Source organism: Halocella sp. SP3-1, from assembly GCF_003953885.1.
Classification (GTDB): Bacteria; Bacillota; Halanaerobiia; order Halanaerobiales; family DTU029; genus Iocasia; species Iocasia fonsfrigidae.
This window is the reverse complement of the sequence record NZ_CP032760.1, coordinates 957072-977804: the sequence shown is the minus strand read 5'-3', so window position 1 is coordinate 977804 and position 20733 is coordinate 957072. Positions and strand designations below refer to the sequence as shown.

At 33.3% G+C, this 20733-nt stretch carries 18 protein-coding genes; 1 reads left to right on the top strand and 17 read right to left on the bottom strand.

The genetic code is table 11. The features are described from left to right. Positions 1-20 precede the first annotated feature (20 nt). The 3 genes from D7D81_RS04610 to D7D81_RS04600 all read right to left on the bottom strand — a co-directional run bounded on the left by D7D81_RS04610 (position 21) and on the right by D7D81_RS04600 (position 2943). On the bottom strand, positions 21-872 hold the full coding sequence (locus D7D81_RS04610; protein WP_125987739.1) for a lipopolysaccharide kinase InaA family protein: 852 nt from the start codon (positions 870-872) through the stop codon (positions 21-23). A 43-nt stretch (positions 873-915) separates the two neighbouring features. After that, a complete protein-coding gene (locus D7D81_RS04605; RefSeq protein ID WP_286170212.1) occupies positions 916-2058 on the bottom strand; it encodes an O-antigen ligase family protein in 1143 nt (380 codons plus the stop codon). A 78-nt stretch (positions 2059-2136) separates the two neighbouring features. Then, a complete protein-coding gene (locus D7D81_RS04600; protein ID WP_125987735.1) occupies positions 2137-2943 on the bottom strand; it encodes a lipopolysaccharide kinase InaA family protein in 807 nt (268 codons plus the stop codon). A gap of 290 nt (positions 2944-3233) precedes the next feature. Here D7D81_RS04600 and D7D81_RS04595 point away from each other — a divergent pair, with 290 nt between their 5' ends. After that, a complete protein-coding gene (locus D7D81_RS04595; protein ID WP_125987733.1) occupies positions 3234-4163 on the top strand; it encodes an NAD(P)H-dependent flavin oxidoreductase in 930 nt (309 codons plus the stop codon). Between the two features lie 78 nt (positions 4164-4241). Here the strand turns inward: D7D81_RS04595 and D7D81_RS04590 are convergent, their stop codons facing one another. From D7D81_RS04590 to D7D81_RS04525, 14 genes are all read right to left on the bottom strand, one after another. Next, positions 4242-4490, bottom strand: coding sequence for a YkuS family protein (locus D7D81_RS04590; RefSeq protein WP_125987731.1), 249 nt, complete (start codon positions 4488-4490; stop codon positions 4242-4244). Positions 4491-4619: 129 nt separating this feature from the next. Beyond that, complete coding sequence (locus D7D81_RS04585; protein ID WP_125987729.1) at positions 4620-5963, bottom strand: enolase C-terminal domain-like protein; 1344 nt, start codon at positions 5961-5963, stop codon at positions 4620-4622. Positions 5964-6079: 116 nt separating this feature from the next. Beyond that, positions 6080-6973, bottom strand: a complete 894-nt coding sequence (garR, locus tag D7D81_RS04580; protein WP_125987727.1) for a 2-hydroxy-3-oxopropionate reductase — start codon at positions 6971-6973, stop codon at positions 6080-6082. A gap of 55 nt (positions 6974-7028) precedes the next feature. Next, a complete protein-coding gene (gene dapA / locus D7D81_RS04575) occupies positions 7029-7913 on the bottom strand; it encodes a 4-hydroxy-tetrahydrodipicolinate synthase (RefSeq protein WP_125987726.1) in 885 nt (294 codons plus the stop codon). Positions 7914-7975: 62 nt separating this feature from the next. Continuing rightward, positions 7976-9307: an enolase C-terminal domain-like protein gene (locus D7D81_RS04570; protein ID WP_205739335.1), complete on the bottom strand. Its 1332-nt coding sequence runs from the start codon at positions 9305-9307 to the stop codon at positions 7976-7978. Between the two features lie 66 nt (positions 9308-9373). Continuing rightward, positions 9374-10867, bottom strand: a complete 1494-nt coding sequence (locus D7D81_RS04565; RefSeq protein ID WP_125987724.1) for a tripartite tricarboxylate transporter permease — start codon at positions 10865-10867, stop codon at positions 9374-9376. A gap of 94 nt (positions 10868-10961) precedes the next feature. Then, positions 10962-11447: a tripartite tricarboxylate transporter TctB family protein gene (locus D7D81_RS04560; protein ID WP_164522112.1), complete on the bottom strand. Its 486-nt coding sequence runs from the start codon at positions 11445-11447 to the stop codon at positions 10962-10964. A 79-nt stretch (positions 11448-11526) separates the two neighbouring features. Next, positions 11527-12489: a tripartite tricarboxylate transporter substrate binding protein gene (locus D7D81_RS04555; RefSeq protein WP_125987720.1), complete on the bottom strand. Its 963-nt coding sequence runs from the start codon at positions 12487-12489 to the stop codon at positions 11527-11529. Positions 12490-12657: 168 nt separating this feature from the next. Continuing rightward, entirely contained in the window at positions 12658-13440 is a 783-nt protein-coding gene (locus D7D81_RS04550; protein WP_125987718.1) for an IclR family transcriptional regulator, read from the bottom strand. Positions 13441-13731: 291 nt separating this feature from the next. Next, on the bottom strand, positions 13732-15591 hold the full coding sequence (locus D7D81_RS04545; RefSeq protein ID WP_164522111.1) for a patatin-like phospholipase family protein: 1860 nt from the start codon (positions 15589-15591) through the stop codon (positions 13732-13734). A gap of 82 nt (positions 15592-15673) precedes the next feature. Then, a complete protein-coding gene (locus D7D81_RS04540; protein WP_205739334.1) occupies positions 15674-17140 on the bottom strand; it encodes a sugar ABC transporter ATP-binding protein in 1467 nt (488 codons plus the stop codon). 32 nt (positions 17141-17172) lie between these two features. Further along, positions 17173-17955, bottom strand: a complete 783-nt coding sequence (locus D7D81_RS04535; RefSeq protein ID WP_125987712.1) for a DeoR/GlpR family DNA-binding transcription regulator — start codon at positions 17953-17955, stop codon at positions 17173-17175. A gap of 238 nt (positions 17956-18193) precedes the next feature. After that, positions 18194-19213, bottom strand: a complete 1020-nt coding sequence (locus D7D81_RS04530; protein ID WP_286170210.1) for an ABC transporter permease — start codon at positions 19211-19213, stop codon at positions 18194-18196. Then, positions 19206-20711 (bottom strand): sugar ABC transporter ATP-binding protein, encoded by a 1506-nt coding sequence (locus D7D81_RS04525; protein WP_286170209.1) that lies wholly within the window; start codon positions 20709-20711, stop codon positions 19206-19208. Before D7D81_RS04525 ends, D7D81_RS04530 begins: the two co-directional genes overlap by 8 nt. Between the last annotated feature and the right edge of the window lie 22 nt (positions 20712-20733).

Below are 20733 nucleotides of genomic sequence, written 5' to 3'. Positions count from 1 at the left end.
TCATATATAACAACTGATATTTATAAAAATTGACTCAATCTTTTATCATTAAGTATTAAATCCTGTTTGCCCCAATCAGTCAACCGTTTGATAGTTTTTTTCCCAATATAATCAGCTAACTCTTTTATATTAATCTCCTTTTTCCCGTAAATTTTTATAAATTCTTCCAGAAACAAAAAACGGTCTTCCTGATCTAGCTTTTTCCCCTTCATTTTATATAAACCAGAGTAGCTATGGGCATTGAACTCTATTAAATTTTTAACAACCAGTTTCCAGGACAAAAATGAAAGAGAACGAACATTATCTACATCTACTAAACCAAGCTCAAAACTTGCATTATTATGCTTTATTAAAATGCTGGCTAAATTAGGATCGCCATTTAAGAAATTACCTTTATAAAATCCAGCCCATATTCGTGCTACTTCCCTAACTACTTGTCTTTTAAAATCTAAGTCATAATCTCCATATGCTAAAAAATCTTGTAAATCTACTCCTCCGAAATCTTTCGTAACAAAAATACTATCTGCTGTCCATAAATTGCGTCTATAAATAACAGCTAAAATTGGTTCTACTACAGAAATTTCCTTATCCACTAATTTTTTAGTAATCTTTAAAGCCCTAAGTGCCGGTGCAGATCTAAACAAATTTTTAAATTTTTTACTAAATCTCTGATAACTATACTTTTTAAGATAATAATTTTCTTGTTCAAGATTTATCTTAAATACTTCTCTCCCTTTTGCCGCCTTAATAAGTTTAAATGAACAATTATTATCTTTTAAACATTTTATACTTTTATTAAGTAAAGTATTATTTAAACTATTATAATAAAAAATCTTTATTTTCTCATTATAATCTTTTTCATTTAGTTCCATATTTTCTCCCTTATCCCTATTAAATATTATAACCTGGCTTTACTCACAGATTATTACCTGTTCTATTAATTGGATTATTATTTGACAATTGAATTATAATAAAAGCTAAAGCTATTATAAACCAAATAGTACGTCCTACTACTGCTTTGCTAAAATTAGTCTCAGTAAATCCCTGAATAATAAAAGTACCTATTACACTACTAAATGTACTTAAAACAAATAAACGGGCAGATATATTTTCAATCTGAAGATAATTAAGATATAGATATTTTAAAATGGAATATAATAAGTAAATTAATCCTGCTAAACCAATAATGCCTGTTTCAGCTAAGAAATGCAAAAAATTATTATGGGCATGAGAATTAGCTGTTGTATTGGGCTGCTTATAATGTGTCATATATACCTCTCGAAAGTTTCCTAAGCCAATACCATTAAATGGATAATCCCGGAAGATTAAAAAGGCTCCCTTCCAAAGAGCTAATCTCCCTAAATTACTTTTATTATTTTGCAAATCAACGATACTTTTAATTCGTTCTTGAATATTATTAGGGGCAAGGACAACTACCAAAAGTACTACAATTAATAAAATTGGTACCCATTTTCTTCTATAAATCCATAGGCTAATAACTGCAGCTCCAACAAAACCCAACCAAGCTCCCCGAGATTTATTATAAATTAAGGTTAAAGTCAATATTGGAATTAGTAATCCATATTTAATTCTATCTTTTATCAAGGCATTATCAAACAGAAAATAAATTACACTAAATAATAGATATGTTAAAAGCAAAGCCCCAAAATCCAAAGCCATGAATGTAGAATCTAACCTACTCATTCCTAAATAATAATGTTGATAGAAAAGCCCATATAAAGAAGATATAGTAATAGAAAGCAAACCCATATTAAAGAGATTCTTTACTTCCTTCATGCTTGAAACATTATTAATAATTAAATAATAAAGTATAAATACAATTAAAAAACTCTCTATCTCTTTTAAACTTTCTATAAGATTATAACTCCCCCAAAAAGAAATTATCATAGTTAATAAAAATATTCCAATGGGTTTATTAAGTGGATTGGAAACAAAACCAAACTCTTTATTAATCATCATCTTTAAAATCCAACATATAAAGGCAAGACCTAATCCTATACTCGAACCTGCAATAGATATTGCCGAACTAAACATCATAAACATTAAATTAAAATAAATTGCTTTATCTAAATTACTACTTAACCTTTCTGAATTGATAACCAGTTTAAACTCCTCCTATAACTTATATTTAACTTTTCCACAAATCCTTTTTAGCCTTCTCTTAAGTTGAAGAAATCTCTTTCTTCTCTCCCGTTGTCTAAGCATTAGGCTTAATAAATCCTTATGCTTATTGGGAGCATAATTCTTCATAAATACCTTCCACTCATCTTTATTTAATTTAAAACGTGATAAGTCTTTTAATCTTGCCTTCATACTTAATTCCTTCTTAATCCGCCCCCTATTCAAATCAATATAATAAAATTCAGGATTTTTTGCTATATTATGTACCAATATATTACCAGCATGCAAATCATTATGAACTATTCCCGCTTCATGTATCTTACTTATGTTTTGAGCAATCTGAGGCAAAAAATTAATGACCTCTTCCCTTAAGGGGTGATTACTATCTTTAACGATATCTAATAAATTATAATCATAGTCAATATATTCGGTAATAAAATAACTATAAAGTATTTTATTAAATTTACCCCTTTTTTCTATAATTGCCACTGGTTTTGGTGTCTTAATACTTATCTCCTCCAAAGCTAAAGCAATTTTTAGAGAACGCACAGCTTTTGAATTAAGAAAACAAAATCTTAATTGGTCATACTTTCTTTTTAATCTAAATTCTTTAGCTATAATATCTTCTTCAATACCTTTATGAATATTACTTTTAATATGGATTAAGGAATTGCGTTTGTTATAAACAATTCTTCCGATAGTATTTTCTTTAATAAATTCATTTACAAAACTTCTAAAAGCATCATTGTCCCAATCCTTAGCTATCCATAATAATTTACTATTTGAATCAGGTTTTAACATATTATTCCCCCAGCTATGAATTATATAAGTCAACTATATCATCTTAGGACGTAATACCTATTTAAAATATCTTTATTTATTTTATCATATTATACACTTAAATGTAAATCGTTTCTTAATTTAATTTGCTTTATACCACTTATAAAAGCACATAATAACTAGATAATATCACAAATTTGTGTTAGACTTGTTATAGTTGTTTATATTAATGGAAATAATAGAAAAACAGCGTAATAAAGCGTAATAAAAGGTATTAAACTCAAAATAACATTACTGCAGGAGGATGATTAATGAATTTCCCAAAATTAAAGATCGGAAGACTTAAACCAGACTACCCGATTATACAGGGTGGTATGGCTATTAAGGTATCTATGGCCAAACTGGCCAGTGCTGTTGCTAATGAAGGTGGTATCGGGGTAATAGGTGGTTCAGCCCTGAGTATAGATGAATTAAAGACCGAAATTACCAGAGCACGTCAGCTAACAGATGGTATACTGGGTGTTAATATAATGTATGCCTTCACTGGTTTTCTTGACTTACTAAAAAGTTCAATTGAATCAGGCATTGACCTGGTTATATCTGGTGCTGGTTTCTCCAGAGATATGTTTGCAATAGGAGAAAAACACAATGTACCTATTGTACCAATTGTCTCATCAATGAAACTGGCCCGAATATCAGAAAAACTTGGAGCGGCTGCCGTTGTTGTAGAAGGGGGTAATGCCGGAGGCCATCTGGGAACAGATAAAGACAGCTGGGATATTGTTAAAAAAATCAAGGAAAAACTCAGCATCCCGGTTATTGCTGCTGGTGATATAGTTTCAAATGATGATATTAAAAAAATGTTTGATAAAGGGTTAGATGGTGTCCAGATGGGGACAAGGTTCCTGGCAACCCTGGAATCTGATGTATCTGACTTTTTCAAAGAACTTCTGGTCAAAGCTAAAGAATCAGATGTAATCACAATAATGAGCTCTGCAGGTTTCCCTGCTAATGCTATCAAGAGTAAATTCTCTGAACTTATCCTTAATAATCAGGCACCAGCCCCAGAGAACTGTACTAATTGCCTGAAACACTGTAATAAAAAGTTCTGTATCAAAGAGGCCCTGATCCGGGCCCGAAATGGCGATCAGAACAGAGGTGTCTTCTTTACTGGAAAAGGCATCGAAAAAATAAAGGATATAATCTCTGTAAAAGAGGTATTTAAAAGTATCAAGGAATAAAAACTAATTTTAAAAAAGTGGAATTCGTCATACAAAAATATGATAAATTCCACTTCATTCATTACATTTAGAAAAACCCTAGTTTTTTATTTTCCTCTTATCTATCTCATTTCTAATCTGTACTGCTGTCATACCCCGTCCATTTATAATCGGTGCATTAGTTTGGATTGTTGACATATCCATAGTATTCTTATCCATACCAGAGATTACAACTGCATTCACATCAGCTAGATTAGTATTATCAAGATCTACAACTTCATAACCAAAGGTTTTTAATTCCTGTGAAACTTCAGATAGCTTATCTTCAACAGCAATTCTTTCTTTCATAATCACACCACCTTAATATTTTTTATTATTATGTGGTGAATTAATTAATAGTATACAAAAAATCAGACGTGACAGGGGGACGTTTCGTTTGTCATAAACGAAACGTCCCCCTGTCATCCCTGTCATATTTCACCTTACTAAACATGGTTTTTTACTGTCAAATTTCCAATCCGGAATAATATGCTGCATGGCAATTGCATCATTTCTATCCCCTGAATCTAATTTTTTATACAGTTTGTTAGCTTCCATAACTTTCTCCATATCAATTTCAAGTCCTAACCCAGGTTTATCGTGTATTTTAATGTAACTATCTTTAATTTCGAGTGGATCTTTAGTCAGATATTGCCCATCCTGCCAGATCCAGTGTGTATCCATAGCTGTAATCTCTCCTGGAGCTGCAGCTGCACAATGAGCAAAGATAGCTAGAGAAATGTCAAAGTGATTATTAGAATGTGAGCCCCAGGTTAAACCCCAGTTATTACAAAGCTGGGCAACCCTTACAGAACCATTCATTGTCCAGAAGTGAGGATCTGCCAGGGGAATATCTACTGCTTTCGAAACAATAGAATGATGGAATTGACGCCAATCTGTTGCAATCATATTTGTTGCTGTCTGCAAACCAGTTGCCATTTTAAATTCAGACATTACTTCTCTACCTGAAAATCCCTTTTCTGGTCCACATGGATCTTCTGCATATGACAAAATACCTTTCATGTCTTTACATAGATTGACAGCTTCCTTTAATGACCAGGCACCATTAGGGTCTATATTAATCCGTGCCTCTGGAAAGGCCTTTTTTAAGGCACAAACAGTTTCAATTTCTTGCTCACCTTCTAAAACCCCACCTTTTAATTTAAAATCTTTAAATCCATAGCGTTCTTTTGCGGCCTGGGCCTCTTCAACCATTGCTTCTTTTGTTAGGGCCACATTCCTCCTTCTTTTAAACCAAGGGTCTTTACTATTACTTTCATCTATATATGGTAGATCAACTTTATTTTTATCATGTATATAAAATAGATAACCTAATGTCAACACCTTATCCCTCTGCATACCATCGCCAAGTAAAGCAGCTACAGGCAAATTCATAAATTGACCTAATAGATCTAACAAAGCAGCTTCAACTGCAATTTCTGCATGGACAACAAATTTTAAGTTATCTAAATCTAAGCTCTGCAAGCCTTCACCATTATCACCATCATTTTTTCTAGTAGTTCTTAAATTATATATAATATTTCTGTATTTTCCAATCTCCTCACCTACAACATGGGGTTTATATGATTCTAATACCTTGACAATATCATCACTGCCGTGTACTTCCCCTAAACCAATATTTCCGGAGTTATCCTCCAAAATAACAATATTTCTGGTAAAAAAAGGGCTATGGCAACCGCTCAAGGATAATAACATACTGTCATAGCCAGCAACGGGTATAACTTTCATATCCGTAATAACAGGTGTTCCACTCTTTTTCATAACTATCACCCTAGCTTTTAAATAGTATTTTATATTTATATAGAATTAAAATCACGTAGTCGTATTATAATACAACTACGCAACTTATATATTATCCCTTCATTAGCTTATTCTATTTAATCCTTTTTTAAAGAAATATTGTTTAGCTGCTCATAGAATAATCCTAAACCACCATGGTCTACTTCTGTATGGCCGTCATTTAATAATTTCTGCATCATTTCCATAACCTGTGCTGTTAAAGGCATATATGAATGCAATTCTCTACTAGTTTCAAAGGCATTTGTCAGGTCTTTAACATGTAATTTCATCTTGAATCCTGGGTCATATTCACCTTTTAACATCCGGGGTGCCTTATCTTCCATACATTTACTCCCGGCCAGTCCCCCTCTAATGGCATTAAAGATATTTTCAGGGTCAACTCCTGCTTTTTTACCCAGACTTAAAGCCTCTGCTACTGCTGCTATATTGATACCAACAATTACCTGATTGGCTAATTTAGTTGTCTCTCCAGCACCTATACCACCTACCAGGGTAACACTACCACCCATTACTTCTAAAATTGCTTTGTTTTCTTCAAATACCTCTTCTTTGCCACCTACCATAAAAGCTACTGTTCCAGCTTCAGCACCTTCCTGGCCACCACTAACTGGGGCATCTAACATCTCGACTCCTTTTTTCTCCAACTCTGCAGCCACTTCCTGGGAAACTAGCGGGGCTATGGAACTCATATCTATTAATACCTGTCCTTTTTTAACCCCTTCTATTACCCCATTTTCACCTAAGACTACTGCTTTAACATGTGGTGAATTAGGCAGCATGGTGATAATAACCTCACTATTTTCTGCTATGTTTTTGGGAGAACTCCCTTTTTCTGCACCATAGTCTACCATCTCGTTGACTGCATCTTCATTAAGATCATAAGCTATCAAGTCATAACCAGCATCAATTAAATTCTTGGCCATGGGTTTACCCATAATTCCTAATCCAATAAAACCTATCTTTTTATTCATAATAAATATCCACTCCTTTAAAGGTTAATAATTTTATTTAATATAATAAAATATACTAAAGAACACCTATATTTTCTAAGATCTTTTTTAACATATTTAGTTCATTTTTCTCCAAAGGTTCTACAGGTTCTAAAGTATTGCCTACATCAATTCCCATAAGTTTTAATCCTTCTTTCATCACTATTGGGAAAGTACCCATATTAAAGGCTAAACGAAGTGGAGCTAATTCATATTGAGCTTTTAAAGCTTCTTCCAAGTTACCTTTAACGTATTCTTCATATATTTTGACAATCAATTCTGGAACCAAATTAGCTGTTGAACTTATTGCACCTTTTCCGCCATATACAAGTCCACTTAAAATTAAGGTATCTTTTCCAATCAATACATTAAAGTCATCACCTGTCCTACGAATAAATTCACCTGTTAGGGTCATATCCCCACTACTATCCTTTATCCCTACTATGTTTTCTATTTTACTTACTCTTTCTATTAATCGAGCACTAACATTAACACCAGTACGTGCAGGATTATTATATAACAGAACAGGAATATCTACACTGTTAGCAATCGTTTTATAATGATTATAAAGCTCATCTTCACTAGGTCTAATAAACATCGGCGTAAGTATCGAGACAGCATCAACACCTATATCTTCTGCCATTTTGGTTACTTCAATAGTATCTTTAGTAGTAATCATCCCTGCACCAGCATAAATAGGTACTCTACCATTTGCTTCATCTATAACAGTCTCTATTACCTCTTTTTTTTGTGCTATAGTTAAACCATAGTACTCCCCTGTACTCCCTGCCGGAAATAAACCATGAACACCTCCTTCTATCAAATAATTAGTAAGTTGTCTTAAAGCCTTTTTGCTTATATTACCATCTTTATCCATAGGTGTAACCATAGCTGGTATAATACCTTTAACTTCAAAACTCATTATTAACACATCCTTTAGACTCAAATATCAATTACAAATTAATATTCTAAATATCTTTTTCCTTATCTAAGTAGACAGGGCTTTTTGTTATCAAATTCCCAACCAGGTATTAAATACTGCATTGCTGTGGCATCATTCCGAGCACCTAAATTTTCTTGCAAATATAACTCATGGGCTTTTTGTACCTGTTCCATATCTATCTCAACCCCTAATCCTGGCTTCTGGGGAATTTGTATATATCCATTTTCTATCATTAAGGGTTCTTTTGTTAATCTCTCTGTTCCTTCCTGCCAGATCCAGTGGGTATCAATTGCTGTAGTTTCACCAGGAACTGCTGCTGCAACATGACTAAACATGGCTAAAGAAATATCGAAGTGATTATTAGAATGCGAACCCCAGGTCAAGCCAAAATCATTACACATCTGTCCAACTCGTACCGAACCAGACAGGGTCCAGAAATGGGGATCAGCTAATGGAATATCTACTGAATTTAAAGCTATTGAATGCTGCATCTGTCTCCAGTCAGTTGCAATCATATTTGTTGCCGTAGGAAGCCCGGTGGCTTTTCTAAATTCAGCCAAAATTTCTCTACCCGAAAAACCTTTTTCAGCTCCACAGGGATCTTCACAATAGGTTAAAACACCATGCATATCCCGGCATAAATCAACAGCCTCTTTTAAAGACCAGCACCCATTAGGATCTAATGTAATTCTAGCCTCGGGGAATTTTTTCTTTAAAGCCCTAATAGCTTCCATCTCTTCTTTTCCTTCCAGAACACCTCCTTTAAGTTTAAAGTCTTTAAAACCATACAGTTCTTTAGAGGTTTCTGCCAGTCTAACTATGGCTTCTGGAGTCATGGCTTCTTCATGACGGAGTTTATACCATTCTTTATCTGCATCTGGCTCACAATAATAAGGCAAATCGGTCTTATCGGGAGCACCGATATAAAATAAATATCCCAAAATTTTAACTGCCTCTCTCTGTTGACCTTGACCCAATAATGCAGCAACCGGAACATCCAGGTGTTTACCCAATAAATCTAAAAAAGCTGCTTCCAGTGCTGTGATAACATGAACAGTAGTTCTCAAATCAAAGGTTTGCAAACCACGGCCACCAGCATCCCTATCATTAAATACTTTTTGAACTTTATTCAATATGTTTTTATAATTGCCAATAGATTTTCCTATCAGATACTCTGCTGAATCCTCTAATGTTTGACAAATCTTTTCTCCACCTGGAACCTCTCCAACGCCTTTATTACCATTAGTATCTGTCAAAATAACAATATTTCGGGTAAAATAAGGGGCATGGGCTCCACTTAAATTTAATAACATACTATCCCTGCCTGCCACAGGGAAAACTTTTATATCAACTATTTCAGGTGATTTTATCATTGGTGGTATCTTCCTTTCTAAGGTAAAATTATTGTAAAAATATTATTATAAAGTATAAAATTATATCTAAACAAGTCCCTTTTTATTATCCCTTTTTTTACGAATCAGCGGGATTAAAAGAGAAATCAAAGAAAGGATTAAAAATAATAAACTAATTGGACGGGTAAAAAATACAGTCCAATCACCTCGAAATAATATCATACCTCTCCTAAAATTACTCTCAGCAATACCTCCCAGGATCATACCCAGAACTACTGGAGCAGTTCCAAAATTATATTTGGAAAGAAAATAACCTAAAATTCCAAAACCAATAAGTAGATAAACATCAAATATCTTATTTCCTACCCCATAAGCCCCTATTACACAAAACATCAATATAATCGGTGATAAGTATTCTCTAGGTACTTTTAATATTTTTACAAAAAATTTAATACCATAAAATTGAAATAAAAACATAAATATATTTGCAGCAAATAGTGCCATAAAAATACCATAAGCTATTGCAGGTTGGTCTCTAAAAAGTAGAGGTCCTGGACGAAGCCCCTGAATTAATAAACCACCCATAAGAACCGCACATGCTGCCTCACCAGGAACACCCAAAGTCATCATTGGAATCAACGCACCACCTGTCATTGCATTATTAGACGTTTCAGAGGCAATAACTCCTTCAATACATCCCTTACCAAATTTTTCAGGAGTTTTAGACATTCGTTTAGCCTGATCATAAGCTACAAAAGAAGCAATACTTCCTCCTGCTCCTGGTATAGCACCAACAGTTCCACCAATAAGTGCACTTGTCAATAATATGCGCCAATTTTCAATTACTTCTGATATTCGAGGAAAAGCCCCTTTTATTTTTTCCTGCACAAAAGTTTGATTAGTTTTAAATATATTCTCTGCATCTTGCATAGCCTGTGATACAGCAAAAAGCCCAATTAAAGCGGGTAATAAAGATATACCAGAAAGCAAAGCTGGCTGTCCATAAGTAAATCTTGTAATACCTGTTATTGGATCTGTACCAACAGATGCTACCAAAATACCAATTAAACCTGCAATAATACCCCTTATCAATGAGCCCTGTGAAACAGATGCAATAATAGTCAAGCCGAAAATAGCCAGGGAAAAGTATTCAGCAGCACCAAATCTTAATGCAAACCGGGCAATTGGTGGTGCAAGCAAACTTAAAACTGCTGCACTAAAAATTCCACCTACAAAGGATGCGAAGATAGATGTACCCAGAGCTTTCCCGGCTTCCCCTTTTTGTGCCATAGGGTAGGCATCAAATGTAGTTGCTACTGATGATGGTGTCCCAGGTATTTTTAATAATGTTGCTGAAACCGATCCCCCAGCAGTACCACCACAATAAGCCCCCAATAGCATTCCAAATCCCATAATAGGGGACATACCATAAGTAAGTGGTAACAAAATGGCAATTGCCATAGTAGAAGTTAAACCAGGCATAGCCCCCATTATTATTCCTAAAATTGTTCCTGCTCCAATAGCTACTATAACTTGAAACTGAAAAAACAAGCTAAATGCATCTGTAAGATGTCCTAACATAACATGATCCTCCTCGATAAAATAAATTACATATAACTACTAATAATAAAATACCTTTGTTAATATATACGAGATTACTATTACCCGTTTGCCATTAAGGCAATATTATTTTGAACACTTTTGCAAAAATAAAATTGACTATAAAAGCCAATGTGAATAAAAATATTATAGATTTTATTAGCTTTGATATACCAATCATTTTATTTGTTTTGAATTTATACATTAAGGCTGTTAACATGACCAAAAATAGTGTAGTAGAAATTATAAATCCTATTTTGGGTAATAATATTACGTAAAATGTTAAAATCAACACGACACTTGAAACAACTAAAAATGTACTTAAAAAACTATTCTTTCCTTCCTCATGTTTATTCACCTCTTCTTTTGATTTGATTAAACTTGATATAAAAGTTATTCCTGTTAAAATAATACACATGGAAGAAATTAAGATTGGAAAAAAATTCACTCCAACGTCTGCTGCCCCCCCCTGTACAGAAGGAAGTTGACGAGATGCGTAATTAATATATGAAAAAAATATTATTAATACCAAACTAAAAATACTTTCACCTTTTAATTTCAATACTATCTCCCCCCCAGGGCTATAAATCTTATATACTTGAGGTATATATTATAATATATACCTCAAGTATAACTTAATCCTAATTTTGAACTGCTTCCCTTGCATATGGAATAAAAATATTTGCCATCCTTTCAACAAAGTCATCTAATTCTTCCCCATATGCAGTACTAATAGTTGAGCCCCATTGTTCTTCAATTATATCTATAAACTCAGGACTATTAACTGCGTGTTCAATTGCTTCAGCCCATATTTCTTTTACTTCTTCACTTACACCTGCAGGAGTACCGATTCCTCTCCACTGGTTAACAGCAAAATCATAACCAATTTGTTCTAATGTAGGAACATCAGGCAATAGGTGATTCCTTTCTTCTCCTAAAATAGCCAAAGTTTTTACATCTCCTCCTTCTACAGCAGAAATCACTTCCCCAGGTGAGTTTACACATGCATCAACATGTTTGCCCATAACTGCTGTAAGTGGACCAGTACCACCATCATAAGGAATTATATCCATATCCAATCCTAATTGGTCCAGTAAAACCTTTGCAACAATGTCTGAGGAAGACCCTACTCCTGAACTGGCAATTGTATAGGTTCCCGGGTTAGCCTTAACATCTTTAACAAAATCATCAAAATCATCCCATGGAGCATCAGCATTTACAGTCAGAGTATAATCTTCTAATACAATCCTTGCAAGCATATCAAAATCTTCATAACCAAAACCTACATAACCCATACCTTCTAAGGTAAATAAAGCATTATTGGGAATTGTAACTGTATAACCATCAGGTTTAGCTGTATATGCCTCATTAAATCCTAAAGCTCCACCTCCACCATCAACATTCTTGACTACTATATCTACACCGAGATATTCTTCTAACCCAGGTGCAAGTGTTCTAGCAAAAATATCACTGTTCCCACCAGGTCCATACATTACAATCATAGTTATCGGCTTTTCAGGATATTTGGCTGAGGCTATCGCTCCACCAATTAAAACTATTCCTAACATAATTATTAATAATGAACACATTGATTTTTTAATCATTTTTTTGCTCCTCCTTGTTAATTTTTACTTCATTTTAATTTATTCTTTTATATCAAATATTAATGTGTAATACCTCCTTCTTAAATTATTATTATTTGATAGGTGACCATTAGTATGACCACCTCTATCAAAACAAAATTTTATTATTTTAAAAATATATATCCAGCCCTAAATAGGATTATATAAGCTATACCCCAAACTATGCGAAATCTTATTAGCTGTCTGAGACAACCGCTCTAAATTCTCCTCTAAATTCATTTTCTGTTTCCTGAATAACTTCCTATTGGAAACACTAATGCTCGCCTCTATTTCTCCTGAATTATTCCAGATAGGCATTGCTAAACAACTAGTATTTTCTATGAACTCCTCTTCATCATAGGCGTAACCATTTTTATAAACCTCTTCCAGGTTACTTTTTAATTCATCTTTAGTGGCAATAGTATTCTGCGTTAGTTTTTTTATCTCTATATTTTCAATGATTGAATTTTTAACTTCTTCATTCTGATAGGCTAATAGTACCTTGCCTAATCCTGTACAATGAAGTGGTACCCGCCGTCCAACATGAAAATTGGTATCAGGGATTTCTGGGCTGGGAATTCGAACAATATAGATGGCCTCATTTTTACCTAATATTCCAAGACTTACATTAAGTTTTAAATCCTCAGCCAGCTCCCTTAAATGTGGTAAAGCAACTCTTCTCACCTCTAGAGAATTAAGAATTATCTTTGCAAAATTCAGACCTTTATAACCCAGGGAGTATTTATCATCTTCATCTTTTCTCAGATAACCAATATGCTCTAATGTTTGAACCAGGCGCCATCCAGAACTGGAACTTATATCTAATAAGTCAGTTATTTCCTGTGAGGTATACTGAATATTGTTTTCATTGAATAGCTCAAGTATTTTAAAAGCATTTACTACAGCCTGGTTAATGTAATCTTCATTTGCCATTATTAATCACACACCTTTTTTAAAAAATAGTATCAGTTTACATTTCTTATAAGTAGATTTATTAAAATATAATTTCAATATAAAACGATTCCTTAAGATAACCACTTAAATTTAACTTTAAATATAGATTAACACAGGAATAATTAAAAGTCAAGTTTTAATTTCCGTTTTTTTATACCTTATATTGAAATTATAATTTCATAATTAATCAAAAGACCCTTTATATTTAAATCCACATCTAAATATAAAGGGTCTAGCTCTATAATAATATTAATCTTTTCTCTCAATTAGTCAAAATAAATAATCAAAAGCCATACCTAAATGATGGTTTTCTTCTTCCTGGTCATAGGCATAATAGAAATTCAGGTCGACTGGTTTAAAACCTAGTAGATTAAACTTAGAACGAGTTCCTATCCCATAGGCCAAATGGTCTTTCTCCTGATTATAATAATCTGCAAAAAGATATGTCCCTATGTCTGTTAACTGAAATACACTCATTATCTTTATTGAGTCAACAAATCTATATGTGTACTCTAGTTCAAGGGAAGACTGCTTTTCTACAAAAGGATCAGGTTTTTGGCCCCTGTAAATAATAGGGGATTCCATCAATTTGCTATTATTATAAACAAAAGTAGGATTTATCCTCCACTTGTCGCTTATCGTGTAGCTGGCCTGCTGGCTGGTCAAAATTTTTGCCTGATTAATACCAAAGGGAAAAAGCAAGTCAGTCTCACCAGTTATCAAATTCTCACCAAAAGTAAGCTCATAACTATTATCAAGATAAAGATAATCCTGTTCTGCAATTTCACCCCGGCCAAAACCAATCGTGTAGGCATATTGATAATATTTAATCCCTATTTCATAATCTTGTAGATCACTATTAGAACTAAAGCTAGATTTTAAAATAAAATCCGTACTGTCTGTCAATTTACACCAGCGCCCTTTAATTTCAATATCATCAGTCTTATTATTTGTGTATAATCCATTTAAATGGAGCTGCCCTTTAGTATATTCCAGCCCATACTGGGTCTTAGCTCTTCTGGTCCTGATTAAATCCTGATTAAAAAAGGAATAGTCTTTACCATAATGAAAGACCGGTATAATATCCCGGGAATCAACGATAATTCTATCGTATTTAAGATCGACAAACTCCTGTTCAACATTGATAAAAGCACGTGGTTGATAATCATGAAGCAATATTTCTCTCTCCTGCAAAAGCCTTCTTAACTGCGGCATTTTCTTCCGGGCACTCCTGTAACCAAGTTCAATCAACTCTTCAGCTTTATTAAAGTCCATAAAGGAATATTTACTTACATCAGTTTCAATAACTATATCTGCATAATTTCCTAGAATACGTTCAGCATTTTTATCCTGTATCAAATCCAGAAACCTCTTAGTTGATTTAAGGGGTGTATCATAGAGTTGTGGAGGGGTTTTTTGGTCAGAGGACATAGTGGCGATTATCAGGTCTCCCCCGAGAACAGAAGCGGCTTTAGCAGGGCTGATCTCTACAGTACCAGGATCTATTAAAAACCTGCCATTTTTCTGATAGATTGGAAAATAAAAAGGGATAGCATAGGAACTTTGAATTTCCTCAGAAATCCTACCAGTAGTAGTCAAATACTTGCTGCCATCTGTTAAGTCATAGCTTAGCAGAGCAGTAGGTACCGGGTATTCCTCCAGGCGTTTATAAGGAGATATGTCTTCTATAAAACGGTTTACTTTGGCAGTCTTCAGAAGTGATTGACTATCAGCAACATTAATTTCCAGCAAACGGGAGAACGGGGTCCTGGTAACTATCTCTTCAATCTGCTCTATTGCTAAACCACTACCATATAGGCTCCCAACAATAGAGCCCATACTGGTTCCCACCACAATATCAATTGGCACCCCTCCCTCAACTAAGGCCTTTATCACCCCAATGTTGAACAAAGCCCTGGCACCGCCACCAGAAAGAGCCAGGGCAACTACTGGTCTTTCCAGATTATTAAAGCGGTTAATATCTTCTACAAGATAGGTCTCACCAGCCTCCTCAATAACTGTAAGGGAATTTTCAGAGTCAGCTAATACAGGGAGTGATAAGATAATAAATATCAGTAACATCATGATAATTACTATTTTCTTGAATAGCAACTGTGTTTTTATAATCATTTTACTCACTGCTCCCATTAGATAAAGTCATATCTAATTATATTTTAACATGATTCTACATTTAAAACTACTATTGTATATCTCAATAAGTTGCAATCCTCAGCAATTGGTCTACCGATGTATTTTTAGCTTCCTTCTCAGCAACTATTCTACCCTCTTTTAGAACAAAAATTCTATCACACATACCTAATAATTCATTTAAGTCTGAAGAGATCATTAAAATCGCAGCTCCAGACAATAAAAGCTTATTAATTATACTATAAACATCAGTCTTACTTGCAATATCAATGCCTTTAGTAGGTTCATCAAGTATAAAAATATTTGCACCACTATTAAACCATCTGGCAAGAACTGTCTTTTGCTGGTTCCCACCACTTAAAGTATAGGCTTTCTTAAAGATGCCGCTATTTTTTATTACAAGTTTTTCTATGTAATTTTTAACTACCCTAATTTCTTCCTTGCTATTTATAATGCCTAAATGAGAAAATAAATCCAACTGTGTTAAGGTGATATTTTGGACAATAGATAGAGCAGGAAAAAAACCCTTGTTAAATCGATCTTCTGGAATATAACATACTCCATTTTCTATAGCTTTATTTATTGAGTATCTAGTCATAAGCTGGCCATTTATTTTTATCTCTCCTTTAGTAATATTCTTAACTCCAAATAATACTTTTCCCAACAAAGACCTACCAGACCCCATAACACCTGCTAATCCCAATACTTCACCTCTTCTTAAGGAAAAACTTATCTCTCTTAAAAAATTACAGCTTGATAAATTCTTGACTTCTAAAACCTTACGACCTTTTTCTACATTGATTTTAGGGTATCTTTCACCTAATGTTTCACCAGCTGCCATCTCCAGTACATTTTCTGTAGTAACCTTCTCTACTAAATTAGTATCAATAATTTTACCATCTCTAAGAATAGATACCCGCTTACCTATTTTATAAAGATTGCTAATCCTTTGAGATATATAAAAAACAGCCACTCCAAGATCTGTTAATTTTACTAAAGATTCTTTGATCAAATCAAGCTCGTTTTCTGTCAAGGCAGCGGTAGCTTCATCCATAATTAGTACTTTTGATTTTCTTGAGAAAGCACCGATTATTTCTATTAAACGTTTTTCTGCTAAACTTAATCTCTCTATTTTAATCCTTGGATTGATATTCATACCAAATTTCTTTAACAACAATTCACTTTCATGATAAATATCTTCCCATTTTATTATTGGAAACCTATCAATCCATTTGTGTAAAAATAAATTCTCAGCAATAGAAAGTTTGGAAAACAGATTAGGTTCCTGATATATGGTAACTATTCCTAATTTATGCGCATCATAAGGAGAATTGAGCTCTGCTGGCTTACCCTGCCATAATATCTCACCACTATCAGGCATTAAAACCCCTGAAATTATTTTCATTAAAGTAGATTTACCCGCACCATTTTCACCTATAATAAAGTGAACCTCTCCCTTAAAAAGGTCGAGGCTAATATTATTTAAAACTGGATAACCTTCATAACTTTTAGAAATATTCTTAATACTCAAGATAGGGGTACTCATTAATACCTCCTTTGCTTCTATGAGAAATCACAACAATTATATAATGTAATATTATTATTAAAAAAGAATTCCTTATAATTATTTGGAATTTGTATATTTGATATTACTTTGCTAAACTTCCTTATATCCCCCAGACGGGAAAAAGCAACTTGATTATATCTGGATTGATCAGCTAACATAAATGTTTCTTTTGAAACATTTATTATTTTATTAACAAACTCTACCTCCTGCATAGAATTTAATGAATATCCAAATTCAAAATCAACCCCATGTGCTTCAACAAATGCCTTCTGTAAATAAAATTCTTTCAAAGATTTTTGTGCTAATACACCTACTAATACTGGAGAAGAGGACATTAGATCCCCTCCAGGCAAAACTACTTTAATACCACTGGTATGATATAATTCTGCAGCGATAAGTAGATCATTTGTTAAAACTGTTAAATTATAGTTGTTCTTTTTTAGTGAACGTGCAGTTAATAAACTGACCGGGCCATTACCTAAATAAATAGCTTCACCATCATTAATTATATTTAATACTATCTCAACAATAGATTCCCTTTCTTCACGCAATTTATCTGATTGATTATCTAATAGCTGAAATAAATTATTGTCTTTTATAGGACTTTCTATTAATATAGCACCACCATATGTTTTTTTTAGAAACCCTTCTTTTTCTAATTTATCAAGATCCCGTCTTATTGTAACTTCAGTAACACCAAGTTGTTCACTTAAATAAGCTACTTCAATTTGTTTTTCTTCTAATAAAAGCTTTTTAATTTTTTTTATCCTTTCACTCATTAATTACACCAACTTTTATGATTTTGTGCTCTATTTATTACCTAATCTATTTGCTTTTATTATAACATATCCAAGAATAGTTTTGAAACTATATATAAGTAAAATATTAACTACCATATAAATATAGACCAAGGACAACCATTTTAATGGCTGCCCCTTATTTAACCTCTACTTCATCTATAAAAGTGCTACCGCTGTTATATAATAGATTATATCAACATATATGAAAATTGGTTAATCATTTAATAACATTTTTTCTGAGTTGATCAAGTAATACAGCCATTAATATTACCATTCCCAATATAACCTGCTGCATGTAGGAGCCTACCCCTACCAAATTAAGGCCATTATTTAGAACCCCCATTATTAAAGCCCCTATAAAAGTACCTTTAATAGTCCCTTCACCACCCATCAAACTTGTTCCACCTATTACTACAGCAGCTATTGCATTCAATTCATAACTTTGACCAGCATTTGGCTGCCCTGAAGCAAGCCTTGATGCCAATAATATTCCTGCTAATGCAGCCAGCATACCATTAATAACATAAACAAGCAGCTTAATTTTTTTGATTTTGATGCCAGATAAACGGGCTGCCTCTTCATTATCACCGATTGCATATACATACCTTCCAAATTTAGTATGTTGTAATACTATATTTGCTATTATCATAATTATTATCATAATCAACACAGGAACAGGAAAAACCTCACCAATTAATGACTTTAAGACATAACCTCTACCCAGAAAATTAAATTCTTTAGGCAAGCCCCACACTGGTCTCCCATTTGTATATAAAAAAGCTAGACCACGTGCAATTGTCATCATTGCCAAGGTAGAAATAAAGGGAGGAACATTAAACTTGACAATACTAAAACCACTGATACCTCCAGCTATACTACCAATTATCATTGATACTATAACTACTATAATTATAAGCAAAAATACTGGCAAGGCAATGCCGGAATGAAAAATACTTGTAGAAATAACAGCTGCTAAAGCCACTATTGAACCTACTGATAAGTCTATACCTGCTGTAATAATAACAAAAGTCATTCCTGTTGCAATTATCGCATTAATAGAAATCTGTCTTAATATGTTAATTAAATTTCTAGATTCAAGAAATAATCCCTTTGTCAAGATAATGAAAAATAAACTTATAGCAATCAAAACTAGAATCATCCCATATTTTTCTAACATCAATTTTTTAAAATCTATTTTTTGCTCTTCAATCTGATTATTTACATGAATATTAGACAACTTCCATCTCCTCCTCACCTGTTGCCAAATTCATAATTTTCTCCTGTGTAGCATTATCATTATCTATCGTTCCCTGAATTTTCCCTTCATGAATAACCATAATTCTATCACTCATCCCTAATACTTCTGGCAATTCCGAAGAAATCATAATAATTGCTTTACCTTCTTCCAGTAGTTTATTCATTAAATTATAAATCTCTACTTTAGCCCCAACATCAATCCCTCTAGTGGGTTCATCAAATATAATCACCTTGCTTTCACTAAAAAACCATTTAGCAAGTACTACTTTCTGTTGATTACCGCCACTTAAACTACGCGGTACTTGCTGTAAAGATGGTGTTTTTATATTTATTAAATCAATATACTTACTCACTTCTTTTTCTTCAATTTTATGTTGAATTATTCCGTTTTTTAAAACAGCATTTATATTACTCATAGTTATATTATCTGTCAACGGTAAACCAAGAAACAATCCTTGGCCTTTTCTATCTTCAGGTACTAAAGCAATACCGTGATCAATAGCATCTTTAGGTTCATTTATATGTATTTCTTTTCCTTCAAGATAAATTTTTCCGCTTTTCTTAGGATCAGCACCAAATACAGCTCTCATTAATTCTGTTCTTCCAGCACCTACTAAACCTGTAATTCCAAGAATTTCCCCTTGTCTTACTTCAAAAGAGAAAGGTTGCTCTGAGTCTTCCAGATAGAAATCCTTGACTGATAATATAACATCACCAAAATCGAAGTCTATTTTGGGAAAATGTTTTTCTAATTTTCTACCAACCATCATTCTTATGATATCTGTTTTAGTTAATTCTTCAATCCCCCGGGTAGCAATATGCTGACCATCCCTGAAAATACTAACACAATCAGCAATTTCAAATATCTCTTCTAATCTATGAGAAATATAAATAATACTAATACCCTGATTCTTTAATTCTTCAATTATAGAAAAGAGTTTATCCAACTCATATTCAGTAAGGGTAGCAGAAGGTTCATCCATAATAACTAACTTTGCTTTAACACCTATCGCCTTAGCTATCTCTACCATTTGCTGTTGGGCAATCTTTAAATCTTTAATTTTTTGATATAAGTCAAGACTAACACCTAGTCTATTTAAAATATTTGCAGCATCATTATAAACCTTATCCCAATCTATTAAACCATTATTCTTTAGGGGTTCTCGACCAATAAACATATTTTCCGCCACACTAAGTTCTGAAAACAAATTAAACTCCTGATAAATAATACTAATACCATACTCAGTTGCTTTTGTAGGATTAGCTATCTCTACTTCTTTTTGGTCAATATAGATCGAACCAGCGTCTTGTTGAAAGGCGCCAGCCAGTATTTTTACAAAAGTAGATTTTCCGGCACCATTTTCTCCAATCAGTGCATGAACCTCTCCTTTTCTTATCTCCATATTAATATTATCCAGGGCTTTTACTCCAGGAAAAGATTTAGAAACCCCTCTGGTTTCAAGTAAAATTCCACTCACTTAAACCATCTCCATTATATTA